This window comes from Streptomyces sp. ATexAB-D23 (assembly GCF_000373645.1).
GTDB lineage: Bacteria > Actinomycetota > Actinomycetes > Streptomycetales > Streptomycetaceae > Streptomyces > Streptomyces castrisilvae.
This window is the reverse complement of record NZ_KB892006.1, coordinates 135,029-150,534: the sequence shown is the minus strand read 5'-3', so window position 1 is coordinate 150,534 and position 15,506 is coordinate 135,029. Positions and strand designations below refer to the sequence as shown.

General features: G+C 71.6%; 14 protein-coding genes. 13 read left to right on the top strand and 1 reads right to left on the bottom strand.

Annotation, left to right across the window (positions count from 1 at the left end; genetic code table 11):
* Window positions 1-127 precede the first annotated feature (127 nt).
* The 7 genes from aroC to nusB all read left to right on the top strand — a co-directional run bounded on the left by aroC (window position 128) and on the right by nusB (window position 6,623).
* Entirely contained in the window at window positions 128-1,312 is a 1,185-nt protein-coding gene (gene aroC / locus B082_RS0108440; RefSeq protein ID WP_026249556.1) for a chorismate synthase, read from the top strand.
* Window positions 1,309-2,943 (top strand): 3-dehydroquinate synthase, encoded by a 1,635-nt coding sequence (gene aroB / locus B082_RS0108430; protein ID WP_018551374.1) that lies wholly within the window; start codon window positions 1,309-1,311, stop codon window positions 2,941-2,943. Before aroC ends, aroB begins: the two co-directional genes overlap by 4 nt.
* Window positions 2,940-3,380, top strand: coding sequence for a type II 3-dehydroquinate dehydratase (aroQ, locus tag B082_RS0108425; RefSeq protein ID WP_018551373.1), 441 nt, complete (start codon window positions 2,940-2,942; stop codon window positions 3,378-3,380). Before aroB ends, aroQ begins: the two co-directional genes overlap by 4 nt.
* A 140-nt stretch (window positions 3,381-3,520) precedes the next feature.
* Window positions 3,521-4,393: a Pro-rich N-terminal domain-containing protein gene (locus B082_RS0108420; RefSeq protein ID WP_018551372.1), complete on the top strand. Its 873-nt coding sequence runs from the start codon at window positions 3,521-3,523 to the stop codon at window positions 4,391-4,393.
* A gap of 72 nt (window positions 4,394-4,465) precedes the next feature.
* On the top strand, window positions 4,466-5,572 hold the full coding sequence (locus B082_RS0108415; protein ID WP_037709703.1) for a M24 family metallopeptidase: 1,107 nt from the start codon (window positions 4,466-4,468) through the stop codon (window positions 5,570-5,572).
* A gap of 50 nt (window positions 5,573-5,622) precedes the next feature.
* The gene (gene efp, locus B082_RS0108410) at window positions 5,623-6,189 is read left to right on the top strand and encodes an elongation factor P (RefSeq protein ID WP_018551370.1); all 567 of its coding nucleotides are present in this window, start codon (window positions 5,623-5,625) and stop codon (window positions 6,187-6,189) included.
* A 2-nt stretch (window positions 6,190-6,191) separates the two neighbouring features.
* The gene (gene nusB, locus B082_RS0108405) at window positions 6,192-6,623 is read left to right on the top strand and encodes a transcription antitermination factor NusB (protein WP_018551369.1); all 432 of its coding nucleotides are present in this window, start codon (window positions 6,192-6,194) and stop codon (window positions 6,621-6,623) included.
* Window positions 6,624-6,793: 170 nt separating this feature from the next.
* On the opposite strand, the gene bldD is transcribed toward nusB, so the two are convergent.
* A complete protein-coding gene (gene bldD / locus B082_RS0108400; protein WP_018551368.1) occupies window positions 6,794-7,294 on the bottom strand; it encodes a transcriptional regulator BldD in 501 nt (166 codons plus the stop codon).
* A gap of 220 nt (window positions 7,295-7,514) precedes the next feature.
* On the opposite strand from bldD, the gene pyrR reads away from it, so the two are divergent.
* The 6 genes from pyrR (at window position 7,515) to carB (ending at window position 15,473) form a co-directional block, all read left to right on the top strand.
* Window positions 7,515-8,099, top strand: a complete 585-nt coding sequence (gene pyrR, locus B082_RS0108395; RefSeq protein ID WP_018551367.1) for a bifunctional pyr operon transcriptional regulator/uracil phosphoribosyltransferase PyrR — start codon at window positions 7,515-7,517, stop codon at window positions 8,097-8,099.
* An 86-nt stretch (window positions 8,100-8,185) separates the two neighbouring features.
* Entirely contained in the window at window positions 8,186-9,175 is a 990-nt protein-coding gene (locus B082_RS0108390) for an aspartate carbamoyltransferase catalytic subunit (RefSeq protein ID WP_018551366.1), read from the top strand.
* A gap of 2 nt (window positions 9,176-9,177) precedes the next feature.
* Complete coding sequence (locus B082_RS0108385) at window positions 9,178-10,464, top strand: dihydroorotase (protein ID WP_018551365.1); 1,287 nt, start codon at window positions 9,178-9,180, stop codon at window positions 10,462-10,464.
* Window positions 10,461-11,036 (top strand): hypothetical protein, encoded by a 576-nt coding sequence (locus tag B082_RS0108380; RefSeq protein ID WP_018551364.1) that lies wholly within the window; start codon window positions 10,461-10,463, stop codon window positions 11,034-11,036. Before B082_RS0108385 ends, B082_RS0108380 begins: the two co-directional genes overlap by 4 nt.
* On the top strand, window positions 11,033-12,172 hold the full coding sequence (gene carA, locus B082_RS0108375) for a glutamine-hydrolyzing carbamoyl-phosphate synthase small subunit (RefSeq protein WP_018551363.1): 1,140 nt from the start codon (window positions 11,033-11,035) through the stop codon (window positions 12,170-12,172). The genes B082_RS0108380 and carA overlap by 4 nt, the downstream gene beginning before the upstream one ends.
* Complete coding sequence (gene carB / locus B082_RS0108370; RefSeq protein WP_018551362.1) at window positions 12,165-15,473, top strand: carbamoyl-phosphate synthase large subunit; 3,309 nt, start codon at window positions 12,165-12,167, stop codon at window positions 15,471-15,473. The genes carA and carB overlap by 8 nt, the downstream gene beginning before the upstream one ends.
* The last annotated feature ends 33 nt before the right edge of the window (window positions 15,474-15,506 follow it).

The window sequence follows — 15,506 nt, the reverse complement described above, 5'->3', positions numbered from 1 at the left end:
CCTTCCGTCCGTCTGCTGGACCGGCGGCCGTCCCGGAGCCGCGGCCGTGGGAGGATCGGGGGCGGCGGGCCAGGGCCGCGCACCCGGTCGCGCCGTTGGATTTCAGGCGCGAGCATGAGGAGCACCGTTGAGCAGGTTGCGCTGGCTGACCGCGGGGGAGTCGCACGGCCCCGCACTGGTGGCGACGCTGGAGGGTCTTCCCGCCGGCGTCCCGGTCACCACGGAGATGGTTGCGGACGCGCTCGCCCGGCGGCGGCTCGGTTACGGCCGCGGCGCGCGGATGAAGTTCGAGCGGGACGAGGTCACCTTCCTCGGCGGCGTGCGGCACGGGCTCACCATGGGCTCCCCGGTCGCCGTGATGGTGGGCAACACCGAGTGGCCCAAGTGGGAGCAGGTCATGTCGGCCGACCCGGTCGACCCCGAGGTGCTGGCCGAGCAGGCCCGTAACGCCCCGCTGACCCGCCCCCGGCCCGGTCACGCCGACCTCGCCGGGATGCAGAAGTACGGCTTCGACGAGGCCCGGCCGGTCCTGGAGCGCGCCAGCGCCCGGGAGACCGCCGCCCGTGTCGCCCTCGGCGCCGTCGCCCGCTCCTACCTCAAGGAGACCGCCGGCATCGAGATCGTCTCCCACGTCGTGGAGCTGGCCGCAGCCAAGGCGCCGTACGGGGTCTACCCGGTCCCCGCCGACGTGGACAGGCTCGACGCCGACCCGGTGCGCTGCCTCGACGCCGACGCGAGCAAGCGGATGGTCGCCGAGATCGACCAGGCCCACAAGGACGGCGACACCCTCGGCGGCGTCGTCGAGGTGCTGGCGTACGGAGTGCCGGTCGGCCTCGGCTCGCACGTGCACTGGGACCGCCGGCTGGACGCCCGCCTCGCCGGTGCGCTCATGGGAATCCAGGCCATCAAGGGCGTCGAGGTCGGCGACGGCTTCGACCTCGCCCGGGTGCCCGGCTCCAAGGCGCACGACGAGATCCTGGCGACCGAGGACGGCATCAAGCGCGCCTCCGGCCGGGCCGGCGGCACCGAGGGCGGGCTCACCACCGGTGAGCTGCTCCGCGTCCGCGCCGCGATGAAGCCGATCGCGACCGTGCCGCGCGCCCTGGCCACCATCGACGTGGTGACCGGCGAGCCGGCCAAGGCCCACCACCAGCGCTCCGACGTCTGTGCCGTTCCGGCGGCCGGCATCGTCGCGGAGGCGATGGTCGCCCTGGTCCTGGCCGACGCCGTCGCGGAGAAGTTCGGCGGCGACAGCGTGCCCGAGACCCACCGCAACGTGCAGTCGTACCTCGACCACCTCCAGATCCGATGAGCGCTCCGCTGATCGTCCTGGTCGGACCGATGGGTGTCGGCAAATCGACCGTCGGTGAACTGCTCGCCGCCCGTCTGGGCACGGGCTACCGGGACACCGACGCCGATGTCGTCGCCACGGCAGGCAAGCCCATCGCGGAGATCTTCTACGACGAGGGCGAGGACCACTTCCGCGCGCTGGAGCGGGAGGCCGTCCGGGCCGCCGTCGCCGAGCACGCGGGCGTCCTCTCGCTCGGCGGAGGGGCCGTCCTGGACGAACGGACGCGCGCCCTGCTCGCCGGCCACCCGGTCGTCTACCTCTCGATGGACGTGGACGAGGCCGTCAAGCGGGTCGGCCTCAACACCGCGCGCCCGCTGCTCGCGGTCAACCCGCGCCGGCAGTGGCGCGAGCTGATGGAGGCCCGCCGCCACCTCTACACGGAGGTCGCCCGCACGGTCGTCGCCACCGACGAGCGCACACCCGAAGAGGTCGCACAGGCGGTCCTCGACGCACTGGAACTGCCGGACGCACCCCAGTCCGGCCGGGAGAACACACCCATGACGGAGCAGGCACACACCCGCGTCCAGATCACCGGCAGCGCGGGCACCGACCCGTACGAGGTGCTGATCGGCCGGCAGCTCCTCGGCGAGCTGCCCACGCTCATCGGCGAGCGCGCCAAGCGCGTCGCGGTCCTCCACCCCGAGGCACTCGCCGAGACCGGCGAGGCGGTCCGCCAGGACCTCGCAGGCCAGGGCTACGAGGCCATCGCGATCCAGCTGCCCAACGCCGAGGAGGCCAAGACCGTCGAGGTCGCCGCCTACTGCTGGAAGGCGCTCGGCCAGACCGGCTTCACCCGCACCGACGTCATCGTCGGCATCGGCGGCGGCGCCACCACCGACGTCGCCGGCTTCGTCGCCGCCTCCTGGCTGCGCGGGGTGCGCTGGATCGCCGTACCGACGACCGTGCTCGGCATGGTCGACGCGGCCGTCGGCGGCAAGACCGGCATCAACACCGCCGAGGGCAAGAACCTCGTCGGCGCCTTCCACCCGCCGGCCGGCGTGCTCTGCGACCTGGCCGCCCTGGACTCGCTTCCGGTCAACGACTACGTCTCCGGCATGGCCGAGATCATCAAGGCCGGATTCATCGCCGACCCGGCGATCCTCGACCTCATCGAGGCCGACCCGCAGGCCGCGCGCGGCCCCGAGGGGCCGCACACCGCCGAGCTGATCGAGCGTTCCATCCGGGTCAAGGCCGAGGTCGTCTCCAGCGACCTCAAGGAGTCCGGGCTGCGCGAGATCCTCAACTACGGCCACACCCTGGGCCACGCGATCGAGAAGAACGAGCGCTACAAGTGGCGCCACGGCGCCGCCGTCTCGGTCGGCATGGTCTTCGCCGCCGAACTCGGGCGCCTCGCCGGCCGGCTCGACGACGCCACCGCCGACCGGCACCGCGCCATCCTGGAATCCGTCGGCTTGCCGCTCACCTACCGGGGCGACCAGTGGCCCAAGCTGCTGGAGAACATGAAGGTCGACAAGAAGTCCCGCGGCGACCTGCTGCGCTTCATCGTCCTGGACGGCCTCGGCAAGCCCACCGTCCTGGAGGGCCCCGACCCGGCCGTGCTGCTCGCCGCCTACGGGGAGGTCTCGGCATGACCCGCAGGGTCCTCGTGCTCAACGGCCCCAACCTCGGCCGGCTCGGCTCCCGCGAACCCGACGTCTACGGCTCCACCTCGTACGCCGGACTCGTCGAGGCCTGCCGCACCCTCGGCAAGGAGCTCGGCTTCGACGTGGACGTCCGCGAGACCAACGACGAGGGCGAGCTGATCCGCTGGCTGCACGAGGCCGCGGACGGTTCAATTCCGGTCGTTCTCAACCCGGGCGCCTTCACGCACTACTCGTACGGGATGCGGGACGCGGCAGCTCAGCGCACCGCCCCGTTGATCGAGGTGCACATCTCGAACCCGTACGCGCGTGAGGAATTCCGCCATCACTCGGTGGTCGCACCGGTCGCCACCGGGACCGTCGCGGGATTCGGCATCGGCTCCTACCGGCTCGCCCTGCGCGCGCTCGCGGACGGGTCGACGGACTGATCCACCGCCCCGCAGGGGAAGGCCGACCGGCCGGCGGGGCACTGTGGACCCTCCCCGGCCGTTGTCCGTGTGGCGGCCGGGGAAGGTACGGTTGCCGTTCCACCAGCGCCAGTTGCCTGTACGAGACGGAGTTGCACCGGATGCAGCACGCAGTGGGGGCCCCGCTGCCTCCGCCCCAGGGACCCGGACCCGGCCCTCTCGGCTGGTCGCCCGGGGCCCAGCACCCCGGCCCGCCGGTCCCGCCCCCGGCGGGCCCGCCGTCCCGGCCCCCGGCCGGGCACCCGGGCCCGCCGCCCGCCGCACCGCCCGCCCCGCAGGGCCAGGGCCAGGGCTGGTCCGGGCCCGCCCCGCAGCACGCCCCGGCCCCCGCCACCCGCGAGACCACCGGGCACGTCCAGCTGCCGCCCGGCAGACCGGTTCCGCTGCCCGCGCCGCCCGCCGGGCCGGGCACCGGCAACGCGACGCTCGCCGTGCTCCTGATCGGCCCGGCCGGCGCCGGCAAGACCACGGTGGCCAGGCTCTGGGCGGCCCGCCGCCGGGTGCCCACCGCCCACGTCAGCCTGGACGACGTCCGCGAGTGGGTCTGCTCCGGCTTCGCCGACCCGCAGGCCGGGTGGAACGACCAGTCCGAGGCCCAGTACCGGCTGGCCCGCCGCACCTGCGGCTTCGCCGCCCGCAACTTCCTGGCCAACGGGATCTCCTGCATCCTGGACGACGCCGTCTTCCCCGACCGGCCGGTCGTCGGCCTCGGCGGCTGGAAGCGCCACGTCGGCCCCGGGCTCCTGCCCGTCGTCCTGCTGCCCGGCCTGGAGATCGTCCTGGAGCGCAACGCCGCGCGCAGCGGCAACCGCAGGCTCTCCGACGAGGAGGTCGCCCGTATCCACGGCCGGATGGCGGGCTGGTACGGCTCGGGGCTGCCCATCATCGACAACTCCACCTACGACGTGGAGACCACCGCCCGGGTCCTGGACGACATACTCGCCCGGTCCCTGGCCAGCCCCCCGGCCTGGTAGGACAGCGCCCCGCCCCCCCCGGTCGGATGCGCTGACCGGGCGGGCCGCGCCACGCGCTCGTACGCTCGACGCATGTCAGAGGTGTACGCCGTCCGACGCGGACTGCTCCGCGACCGGTGCGCCGCAGTCGGATCCGCGGCCGCCCTGGTCTCCCGCCCCGCCAACGTCCGCTACCTGGCCGGCGGGGCGCCCCCGGGTGCCGTGCTGCTGCTCGGCCCCGGCGAGGACGTCCTGCTCTGCCCCCGCCCCCCGACCGGCGACCCGGCCGATGGGCGCCCCGACGAACACCTGCGGGTGGACCTGCTGCCGGTGGCCGGCGGCGATCCGGTGGTCGCCGCGGCGGACCTGGCCGCGGCGGGCGGCGCGGAGTCCCTGGCCGTCGAGGAACACGATCTGACGGTCTCGCGGCACCGGGCCATGGCCTCGGTCGCACCCAGGCTCCGGCTGGCCGATCTCGGCGTCACCGTCGAGCAGTTGCGCATCGTCAAGGACGAGGAGGAGATCGGCTGCCTGCGGATCGCCGCCGAGATCACCGACCAGGCACTCGGTGAACTCCTCGAATCGATCCTCGTCGGCCGCACCGAACGGCACCTGGCGCTGGAACTGGAACGCCGGCTGGTGGACCACGGCGCCGACGGCCCCGCCTTCGCGACCTCCGTCGCCACCGGCCCGCACTCCGGTCTGGGCCGCCACAGGCCCTCGGACCGGCGTGTGGAGGAAGGAGATTTCCTCTCCGTCCGCCTCGGCGCGAACTACCGCGGCTACCGCTGCGAGATCGGCCGCACCTTCGTCATCGGAACGGCCCCGGCCGACTGGCAGATCGAGCTCTACGACCTGGTTTTCGCCGCTCAGAGGGCCGGCCGCGAGGCTCTGGTGCCCGGAGCCGAGTACCGCGACGTGGACCGCGCGGCCCGTCATCTCCTGGACTCCGCGGGGCACGGTGAGGGCCTCGCACCCTGGACGGGCCATGGGGTGGGGCTCGAAATCGACGAGGACCCGCAGCTGGCACCCGATGCCATGGGTAAACTGGACGCTTGTGTGCCGGTCACCGTCGAACCGGGGGTCCACCTCCCGGGCCGGGGCGGAGTCCGGATCGATGACACGCTCGTCGTGCGCCCCGAGGCGGACGGCGGACCCGAGCTACTCACCATTACGACCAAGGAGCTGCTCGCGCTCTAGCGCGCGTCCTCGGTCGTTCCACCAGCTTCAGTCCAGGAGATTCCGCAACCGTGGCTTCCACGAACGACCTCAAGAACGGCATGGTGCTCAAGCTCGACGGAGGCCAGCTCTGGTCCGTCGTCGAGTTCCAGCACGTCAAGCCCGGCAAGGGCCCGGCTTTCGTGCGCACCAAGCTCAAGAACGTGCTGTCCGGCAAGGTCGTCGACAAGACGTTCAACGCCGGCGTGAAGGTCGAGACGGCCACCGTCGACCGGCGCGACATGCAGTTCTCGTACATGGACGGCGAGTACTTCGTCTTCATGGACATGGACACGTACGACCAGCTCATGGTCGACCGCAAGGCTGTCGGCAACGCCGCCAACTTCCTGATCGAGGGCTTCACCGCCTCCGTCGCCCAGCACGAGGGCGAGGTGCTCTACGTCGAGCTGCCGGCCGCCGTCGAGCTGACCATCCAGCACACGGACCCGGGCGTCCAGGGCGACCGCTCCACCGGTGGCACCAAGCCCGCCACCCTGGAGACCGGCTACGAGATCGGCGTCCCGCTGTTCATCAGCACGGGCGAGAAGATCAAGGTCGACACCCGCTCCGGCGACTACCTCGGCCGGGTGAACAGCTAACCGTGGCTGCCCGGAACACGGCCCGCAAGCGCGCCTTCCAGATCCTCTTCGAGGCCGACCAGCGCGGCGAGTCCGTGCAGACGGTCCTCGCGGACTGGGTACGGCACTCGCGGTCCGACACCCGTCAGCCTCCGGTCACCGAGTACACGATGGAGCTCGTCGAGGGGTACGCGCAGTACGCGGACCGGATCGACGACCTCATCGTCACCTACGCGGTGGACTGGGAGCTCGACCGCATGCCGGTCGTCGACCGGAACATCCTGCGGCTCGGTGCGTACGAGCTGATCTGGGTGGACGCGACCCCGGACGCGGTGGTGATCGACGAGGCGGTGCAGATCGCCAAGGAGTTCTCGACCGACGACTCCCCGTCCTTCGTGAACGGCCTGCTGGCCCGTTTCAAGGACCTCAAGCCGAACCTCCGCCGGGAGAGCTGAACCCCCGGCGGCGTTCCGCCGACGAAGGGCCCATGGCCGCAGAGCCGTGGGCCCTTCGGCATGTCCGGGTCCATCCGCCCACACGGCTCCGGGCATACGAATGCCGGGCCCGGAGGGGCGCCCCGAGGGGAACCCCGCCGGACCCGGCGGCACGTTTCTGCGGGGGCCGGTCAGCCCTCTTCGTGGGCGACGGCGCGGCGCGCGTCCGCGTCCAGCACGCCCCAGCTGATCAGCTGCTCCGTGAGCACGGACGGCGACTGGTCGTAGATCACGGCAAGCGTGCGCAGGTCGTCCTGGCGGATCGAGAGCACCTTGCCGTTGTAGTCGCCGCGCTGGCTCTGGATCGTCGCCGCGTAACGCTGGAGAGGACCGGCCTTCTCCGGCGGCACGTGGGCCAGGCGCTCCAGCTGCAGGACGAGCTTCGGCGGCGGCTCGGCGGCACCGCCGGGCGTCGTGCCCGGCAGGAGCTCCTGGACCGGGACGCCGTAGAAGTCCGCCAGCTCGGCAAGGCGCTGCACGGTCACGGCACGGTCGCCGCGCTCGTACGAACCGACCACGACGGCCTTCCAGCGGCCCTGGGACTTCTCCTCCACGCCGTGGAGCGAGAGGCCCTGCTGGGTGCGGATGGCACGGAGCTTGGCCCCGAGCTGTTTTGCGTATTCGCTGGACATAAGGCTCCCCGGACACTGGAACGTTCGCGGCTGGGCCGCGTGGCTGGTAACTCACTGTGAGGTTACGCAGCGTTACTTGGGTGCGTCAAGCTGAGATGGTCCGTACCGGCTTCTCCCGGGGCGGGGAAAGGGACCGGCGCGGGCCCTGGTAAGGTCGGGAGTGCAATTTCGACGTCCTTTAAGGTCCGTCCCGTGAGGCGGAGAAGGAGGTCCGTTTCTTATGGACGCACAGCACGACGCCACCGGCAACGCGGCACGCCCCGTTCTGGAGGCTCCCGACATCGCCCGGGTCCTGACCCGTATCGCCCACGAGATCGTCGAACGCGCCAAGGGCGCCGACGATGTGGTGCTCCTCGGCATTCCGACCCGGGGTGTCTTCCTCGCCCGCCGGCTCGCCGACAAGCTCGAAGAGATCACCGGCCGCACGATCCCGGTCGGCTCCCTCGACATCACCATGTACCGCGACGACCTGAGGCTGCGCCCCGCGCGCGCCCTGGCCCGCACCGAGATCCCCGGCGAGGGCATCGAGGGCCGCCTGGTCGTCCTGGTGGACGACGTCCTCTTCTCCGGCCGCACGATCCGCGCCGCCCTCGACGCGCTCGGCGACATCGGCCGGCCCCGGGCGGTGCAGCTCGCCGTCCTCGTCGACCGCGGCCACCGCGAACTCCCGATCCGCGCCGACTACGTCGGCAAGAACCTCCCCACGTCGCTGCGGGAGACGGTCAAGGTCCAGCTCGCCGAGGAGGACGGCCGCGACGCCGTGCTGCTCGGGGTCGAGCAGGCCGCCCACGCGGTCGAGCGTTAGCTTCCCGCCCGTACGGCCAGTCCGCCGTACGGCGGCTTCCGCGCGCCCGCATGCCTGAAAACTCCAGCCACCCGGAGAACACCCAGATGAAGCGTCACCTCATCTCGGCCGCCGACCTCACCCGCGACGACGCCGTCCTGATCCTCGACACCGCCGAGGAGATGGCCAGGGTCGCGGACCGGCCGATCAAGAAGCTCCCGACCCTGCGCGGCCGTACCGTCGTCAACCTCTTCTTCGAGGACTCGACGCGCACCCGCATCTCCTTCGAGGCGGCCGCCAAGCGGCTGTCCGCCGACGTCATCAACTTCTCCGCGAAGGGCTCGTCCGTCTCCAAGGGCGAGTCGCTCAAGGACACCGCGCTGACCCTGGAGGCGATGGGCGCCGACGCCGTCGTCATCCGTCACGGCGCCTCCGGAGCCCCCTACCGGCTCGCCACCTCCGGCTGGATCGACGGCGCCGTCGTCAACGCGGGCGACGGCACCCACGAGCACCCCACCCAGGCCCTCCTGGACGCCTTCACCATGCGCCGCAGGCTCGTCGGGCCGGACGCCGGACTCGGCAAGGACCTCGAAGGGCGCCGCATCACCATCGTCGGAGACATCCTGCACAGCCGGGTCGCCCGCTCCAACGTCCACCTGCTGAACACGCTCGGCGCCCACGTCACCCTGGTCGCCCCGCCCACCCTGGTCCCGGTCGGCGTCGAGCGGTGGCCCTGCGACATCAGCTACAGCCTGGACGACGTGCTGCCGGACTCCGACGCCGTGATGATGCTGCGTGTGCAGCGCGAGCGGATGAACGCCGCCTACTTCCCGACCGAGCGCGAGTACTCCCGCCGCTACGGCCTGGACGGCGAGCGCATGGCGAAGATGCCCGAGCACGCCGTCGTCATGCACCCCGGCCCGATGGTCCGCGGCATGGAGATCACCGCCGAGGTCGCCGACTCCGACCGCTGCACGGTCGTCGAGCAGGTCGCCAACGGCGTCTCCATCCGCATGGCCGTGCTCTACCTGCTGCTCGGCGGCTACGAGTCGGCCGCCCCCTCCACCCCCGCCGCCCGTACCGAGGAGAACAAGTAACCATGAGCAAGATCCTTATCCGCGGTGCGCAGGTGCTCGGCGGCGACCCGCGGGACGTCCTCATCGACGGCGAGACCATCGCCGCGGTCGGTACCGGGCTGGACGCGGGCGACGCCACCGTGATCGAGGCGGCGGGCCAGGTCCTGCTGCCCGGCCTGGTCGACCTCCACACCCACCTGCGCGAGCCCGGCCGCGAGGACTCCGAGACCGTCCTCACCGGCACCAAGGCCGCTGCGGTCGGTGGCTTCACCGCCGTGCACGCCATGGCCAACACCTTCCCGGTCGCCGACACCGCCGGCGTCGTGGAGCAGGTCTGGCGGCTCGGCAAGGAGTCCGGCTACTGCGACGTGCAGCCCATCGGCGCCGTCACCGTCGGCCTGGAGGGCAAGCAGCTCGCCGAGCTGGGCGCCATGCACGACTCCGCGGCCGGCGTGCGGGTCTTCTCCGACGACGGCAAGTGCGTGGACGACGCGGTCATCATGCGCCGCGCCCTGGAGTACGTGAAGGCGTTCGACGGGGTCGTCGCCCAGCACGCCCAGGAACCCCGCCTCACCGAGGGCGCCCAGATGAACGAGGGCATCGTCTCGGCCGAGCTGGGCCTCGGCGGCTGGCCCGCCGTCGCCGAGGAGTCGATCATCGCCCGCGACGTGCTGCTCGCCGCCCACGTCGGCTCCCGGGTGCACATCTGCCACCTGTCGACCGCAGGCTCCGTCGAGATCGTGCGCTGGGCCAAGTCCAAGGGCTGGAACGTCACCGCCGAGGTCACCCCGCACCACCTCCTGCTCACCGACGAGCTGGTCCGCTCCTACAACCCCGTCTACAAGGTGAACCCGCCGCTGCGCACCGAGGCCGACGTACAGGCCCTGCGCGAGGCACTCGCCGACGGCACCATCGACTGCGTCGCCACCGACCACGCCCCGCACCCGCACGAGGACAAGGACTGCGAGTGGGCCGCGGCCGCCATGGGCATGGTGGGCCTGGAGACCGCGCTCTCCGTCGTCCAGCAGACGATGGTCGAGACCGGGCTGCTCGACTGGGCCGGCGTCGCCGACCGCATGTCGTCGCGGCCCGCGGCCATCGGACGGCTCGAAGGACACGGCCGCCCCGTCTCGGCGGGTGAGCCCGCCAACCTCACCCTGGTCGATCCGGCATACCGTGGAGCCGTGGACCCCGCGGGATTCGCCTCCCGCAGCCGCAACACCCCGTACGAGGGGCGCGAGCTGCCGGGCCGAGTGACCCACACCTTCCTGCGGGGCCGTGCCACGGTCGTCGACGGGAAGCTCGCGTGACTACACAGACCCTGTACCAACTGGCCGCCGAGCAGAAGTCGGCGGAGGTGACCGACTGGTCCGCCCGCATCAGCTGGGTGATCGGACTCGTCGTCCTCGTCGTGTTCGTCTATTGGCTGATGCGCCAGGGATGGAAGTGGCGCGGGAACCTCCAGTCGGACCTGCCCCCTCTCGCGGCCACCCCCGAGGGCTACGCGGACGGCGAGAAGCTGCTCGGCCTCACCGGCCGCTACCACGCGTCGACCACGGCCGGGCAGTGGCTGGACCGGATCGTCGCCCACGGCCTCGGCACCCGCAGCCGCGTCGAGCTCACCCTGACCGCCGAGGGCCTCGACGTCGTACGGCCCGGCGCGGCGGACTTCTTCGTCCCGGCCGCCGACCTGCGCGGCGCCCGCACCGACAAGGCACTGGCGGGCAAGGTCCTGCCCGAGGGCGGCCTCCTCGTCATCACCTGGGCGCTCGGCGACCAGCTGATCGACTCCGGATTCCGCTCCGACCACTCGGCCGAGCACCCCGCCTGGGTCGAAGCCGTCAACCACCTCACCAGCACTACGGAAGGCATCGCACGATGACGACCTCCACCCGGGGAGCCCAGGTTCCCGCCGTACTCGTCCTGGAGGACGGCCGCGCCTTCCGCGGCCGCGCCTACGGGGCTGTGGGGGAGACCTTCGGCGAGGCGGTCTTCTCCACCGGCATGACCGGCTACCAGGAGACGCTGACCGACCCCTCGTACCACCGCCAGGTCGTCGTGATGACCGCCCCGCACGTCGGCAACACCGGCGTCAACGACGAGGACCCCGAGTCCCGGCGCATCTGGGTCGCCGGCTACGTCGTGCGCGACCCCGCCCGCACCCCCTCCAACTGGCGCTCCCGGCGCTCGCTGGACGAGGAGCTCGCGAACCAGGGCGTCGTCGGCATCAGCGGCGTCGACACCCGCGCCCTCACCCGCCACCTGCGCGAGCGCGGCGCCATGCGCGTCGGCATCTTCTCCGGCGACGCGGTCACCGACGACGCCACGATGCTCGCCCGCGTCCAGCAGGCCCCCGAGATGACGGGCGCCGACCTGTCCGCCGAGGTCGCCACCAAGGAGACCTACGTCGTCCCCGCGATCGGCACCAAGAAGTTCACCGTCGCCGCGATCGACCTCGGCATCAAGGGCATGACCCCGCACCGGATGGCCGAGCGCGGCATCGAGGTGCACGTCCTGCCCGCCACCGCGACACTGGAGGAGGTGTACGCGGTCGAGCCCGACGGAGTCTTCTTCTCCAACGGCCCCGGCGACCCGTCCACCGCCGACCACCCCGTCTCCGTCATGCGGGGCGTCCTGGAGCGCGGGACCCCGCTCTTCGGCATCTGCTTCGGCAACCAGATCCTGGGCCGCGCGCTCGGCTTCGGCACGTACAAGCTGAAGTACGGCCACCGCGGCATCAACCAGCCCGTGCAGGACCGCTCGACCGGCAAGGTCGAGGTCACCGCGCACAACCACGGCTTCGCCGTCGACGCCCCCCTCGACAAGGTCTCCGACACCGCCTACGGCCGCGCCGAGGTCTCCCACGTCTGCCTGAACGACCAGGTGGTGGAGGGCCTCCAGCTGCTCGACCGGCCGGCCTTCAGCGTCCAGTACCACCCCGAGGCCGCCGCCGGCCCGCACGACGCCGCGTACCTCTTCGACCGCTTCGTTTCCCTGATGGAGGGCCAGCGTGCCTAAGCGCTCCGATATCCAGTCCGTCCTGGTCATCGGCTCCGGCCCGATCGTCATCGGGCAGGCCGCCGAGTTCGACTACTCCGGCACCCAGGCCTGCCGCGTCCTCAAGGCCGAGGGCCTGCGCGTCATCCTGGTGAACTCCAACCCGGCGACGATCATGACCGACCCGGAGATCGCCGACGCCACCTACGTCGAGCCGATCACCCCCGAGTTCGTCGAGAAGATCATCGCCAAGGAGCGCCCCGACGCGCTGCTGCCCACCCTCGGCGGCCAGACCGCGCTGAACACCGCGATCTCCATGCACGACAACGGCGTCCTGGAGAAGTACGGCGTCGAGCTCATCGGCGCCAACGTCGAGGCCATCAACAAGGGCGAGGACCGCGACCTGTTCAAGGGCGTCGTCGCGGCCGTCAAGGAGAAGATCGGATACGGCGAGTCCGCCCGCTCCGTCATCTGCCACTCCATGGACGACGTCCTCGCCGGCGTCGACACCCTCGGCGGCTACCCCGTCGTCGTCCGCCCCTCCTTCACCATGGGCGGCGCCGGCTCCGGCTTCGCCCACGACGAGGACGAGCTGCGCCGCATCGCGGGACAGGGCCTCACGCTCTCCCCGACCACCGAGGTGCTCCTGGAGGAGTCCATCCTCGGCTGGAAGGAGTACGAGCTGGAGCTGATGCGCGACCGCAACGACAACGTCGTGGTCGTCTGCTCCATCGAGAACTTCGACCCGATGGGCGTCCACACCGGGGACTCGATCACCGTCGCCCCCGCGATGACCCTCACCGACCGCGAGTACCAGCGGCTGCGCGACATCGGCATCGCGATCATCCGCGAGGTCGGCGTCGACACCGGCGGCTGCAACATCCAGTTCGCCATCGACCCGGCCGACGGCCGCGTCATCGTGATCGAGATGAACCCCCGCGTCTCCCGCTCCTCGGCCCTCGCCTCCAAGGCCACCGGCTTCCCGATCGCCAAGATCGCCGCCAAGCTGGCCGTCGGCTACACGCTGGACGAGATCCCCAACGACATCACCGAGAAGACCCCGGCCTCCTTCGAGCCGACCCTCGACTACGTCGTCGTCAAGGCCCCGCGCTTCGCCTTCGAGAAGTTCCCCTCCGCCGACTCCACCCTCACCACCACCATGAAGTCGGTGGGCGAGGCCATGGCGATCGGCCGGAACTTCACCGAGGCCCTCCAGAAGGCGCTGCGCTCCCTGGAGAAGAAGGGCTCGCAGTTCACCTTCACCGGCGACCCCGGCGACAAGGCCGAACTGCTGGCCGAGGCGGTCCGCCCGACCGACGGCCGGATCAACGCCGTCATGCAGGCGATCCGGGCCGGCGCCACCCAGGAGGAGGTCTTCGACGCCACGAAGATCGACCCCTGGTTCGTCGACCAGCTCTTCCTGATCAAGGAGATCGCCGACGAGCTGGCCGCCGCCGAAAAGCTCGGCCCCGAGCTGCTCGCCGAGGCCAAGCGGCACGGCTTCTCGGACCTCCAGATCGCCGGGATCCGCGACCTGCGCGAGGACGTCGTCCGCGAGGTGCGGCACGCGCTCGGCGTCCGCCCGGTCTACAAGACGGTCGACACCTGCGCCGCCGAGTTCGCCGCGAAGACGCCGTACTTCTACTCCTCCTACGACGAGGAGAGCGAGGTCGCGCCCCGCACCAAGCCCGCGGTGATCATCCTGGGCTCCGGCCCCAACCGCATCGGCCAGGGCATCGAGTTCGACTACTCCTGCGTCCACGCCTCCTTCGCGCTCAGCGACGCCGGCTACGAGACCGTGATGGTCAACTGCAACCCGGAGACGGTCTCCACCGACTACGACACCTCCGACCGCCTGTACTTCGAGCCGCTGACGCTGGAGGACGTGCTGGAGATCGTGCACGCCGAGACCCTCGCGGGCCCGGTCGCCGGTGTCGTCGTCCAGCTCGGCGGCCAGACCCCGCTGGGCCTGTCGCAGGCGCTCAAGGACAACGGCGTGCCCGTCGTCGGCACCCCGCCGGAGGCGATCCACGCGGCCGAGGACCGCGGCGCCTTCGGCCGCGTCCTGGCCGAGGCCGGCCTGCCCGCCCCCAAGCACGGCACCGCCACCACCTTCGCCGAGGCCAAGCAGATCGCCGACGAGATCGGCTACCCCGTCCTCGTACGCCCCTCGTACGTGCTCGGCGGGCGCGGCATGGAGATCGTGTACGACGAGACCCGGCTCTCCTCGTACATCTCCGAGTCCACCGAGATCAGCCCCACCCGGCCGGTCCTGGTCGACCGCTTCCTCGACGACGCCATCGAGATCGACGTGGACGCCCTCTACGACGGCACCGAGCTCTATCTCGGCGGCGTCATGGAACACATCGAGGAGGCCGGCATCCACTCCGGCGACTCCGCCTGCGCCCTGCCCCCGATCACGCTCGGCGGCCACGACATCAAGCGGCTGCGCGCCTCCACCGAGGCCATCGCCAAGGGCGTCGGCGTACGCGGACTGATCAACATCCAGTTCGCGCTGTCCGGCGACATCCTCTACGTCCTGGAGGCCAACCCGCGCGCCTCGCGGACCGTGCCCTTCACCTCGAAGGCGACCGCGGTCCCGCTCGCCAAGGCCGCCGCCCGGATCTCGCTGGGCGCGACCGTGGCCGGGCTGCGCGAGGAGGGCCTGCTGCCGAAGAGCGGCGACGGCGGCACCCTGCCGCTGGACGCGCCGATCTCCGTCAAGGAGGCCGTCATGCCGTGGTCGCGCTTCCGCGACATCCACGGCCGCGGCGTCGACACCATCCTCGGCCCGGAGATGCGCTCCACCGGCGAGGTCATGGGCATCGACTCGGTCTTCGGCACCGCGTACGCCAAGTCGCAGGCCGGCGCCTACGGGCCGCTGCCCACCAAGGGCCGCGCCTTCATCTCGGTGGCCAACCGCGACAAGCGCTCGATGATCTTCCCGGCCCGCGAGCTGGTCGCCCACGGCTTCGAGCTGCTGGCCACCTCCGGCACCGCCGAGGTCCTCAAGCGCAACGGCATCAACGCCACGGTCGTACGCAAGCTCTCCGAGGGCGAGGGCCCGAACGGCGAGCGGACCATCGTCCAGCTGATCCACGAGGGCGGTGTCGACCTCATCGTCAACACGCCCTACGGGACCGGCGGCCGCCTCGACGGCTACGAGATCCGCACCGCGGCCGTCGCGCGCTCGGTGCCGTGCCTGACCACGGTCCAGGCGCTCGCCGCGGCCGTCCAGGGCATCGACGCCCTCAACAACGGAGACGTCGGCGTCCGTTCCCTCCAGGAACACGCGGAACATCTGACCGCGGCCCGCGACTAGCCCGCTCCCAGGGGGACACCGGAAACGGTGTCC

What these genes read in the sequence shown, in the direction of transcription:
- aroB (WP_018551374.1), top strand. Translation starts at nt 1,309, where the DNA reads ATGAGCGCTCCGCTGATCGTCCTGGTCGGACCGATGGGTGTCGGCAAA.
- aroQ (WP_018551373.1), top strand. Translation starts at nt 2,940, where the DNA reads ATGACCCGCAGGGTCCTCGTGCTCAACGGCCCCAACCTCGGCCGGCTC.
- B082_RS0108420 (WP_018551372.1), top strand. Translation starts at nt 3,521, where the DNA reads ATGCAGCACGCAGTGGGGGCCCCGCTGCCTCCGCCCCAGGGACCCGGA.
- B082_RS0108415 (WP_037709703.1), top strand. Translation starts at nt 4,466, where the DNA reads ATGTCAGAGGTGTACGCCGTCCGACGCGGACTGCTCCGCGACCGGTGC.
- bldD (WP_018551368.1), bottom strand. Translation starts at nt 7,294, where the DNA reads ATGTCCAGCGAATACGCAAAACAGCTCGGGGCCAAGCTCCGTGCCATC.
- pyrR (WP_018551367.1), top strand. Translation starts at nt 7,515, where the DNA reads ATGGACGCACAGCACGACGCCACCGGCAACGCGGCACGCCCCGTTCTG.
- B082_RS0108390 (WP_018551366.1), top strand. Translation starts at nt 8,186, where the DNA reads ATGAAGCGTCACCTCATCTCGGCCGCCGACCTCACCCGCGACGACGCC.
- B082_RS0108385 (WP_018551365.1), top strand. Translation starts at nt 9,178, where the DNA reads ATGAGCAAGATCCTTATCCGCGGTGCGCAGGTGCTCGGCGGCGACCCG.
- carA (WP_018551363.1), top strand. Translation starts at nt 11,033, where the DNA reads ATGACGACCTCCACCCGGGGAGCCCAGGTTCCCGCCGTACTCGTCCTG.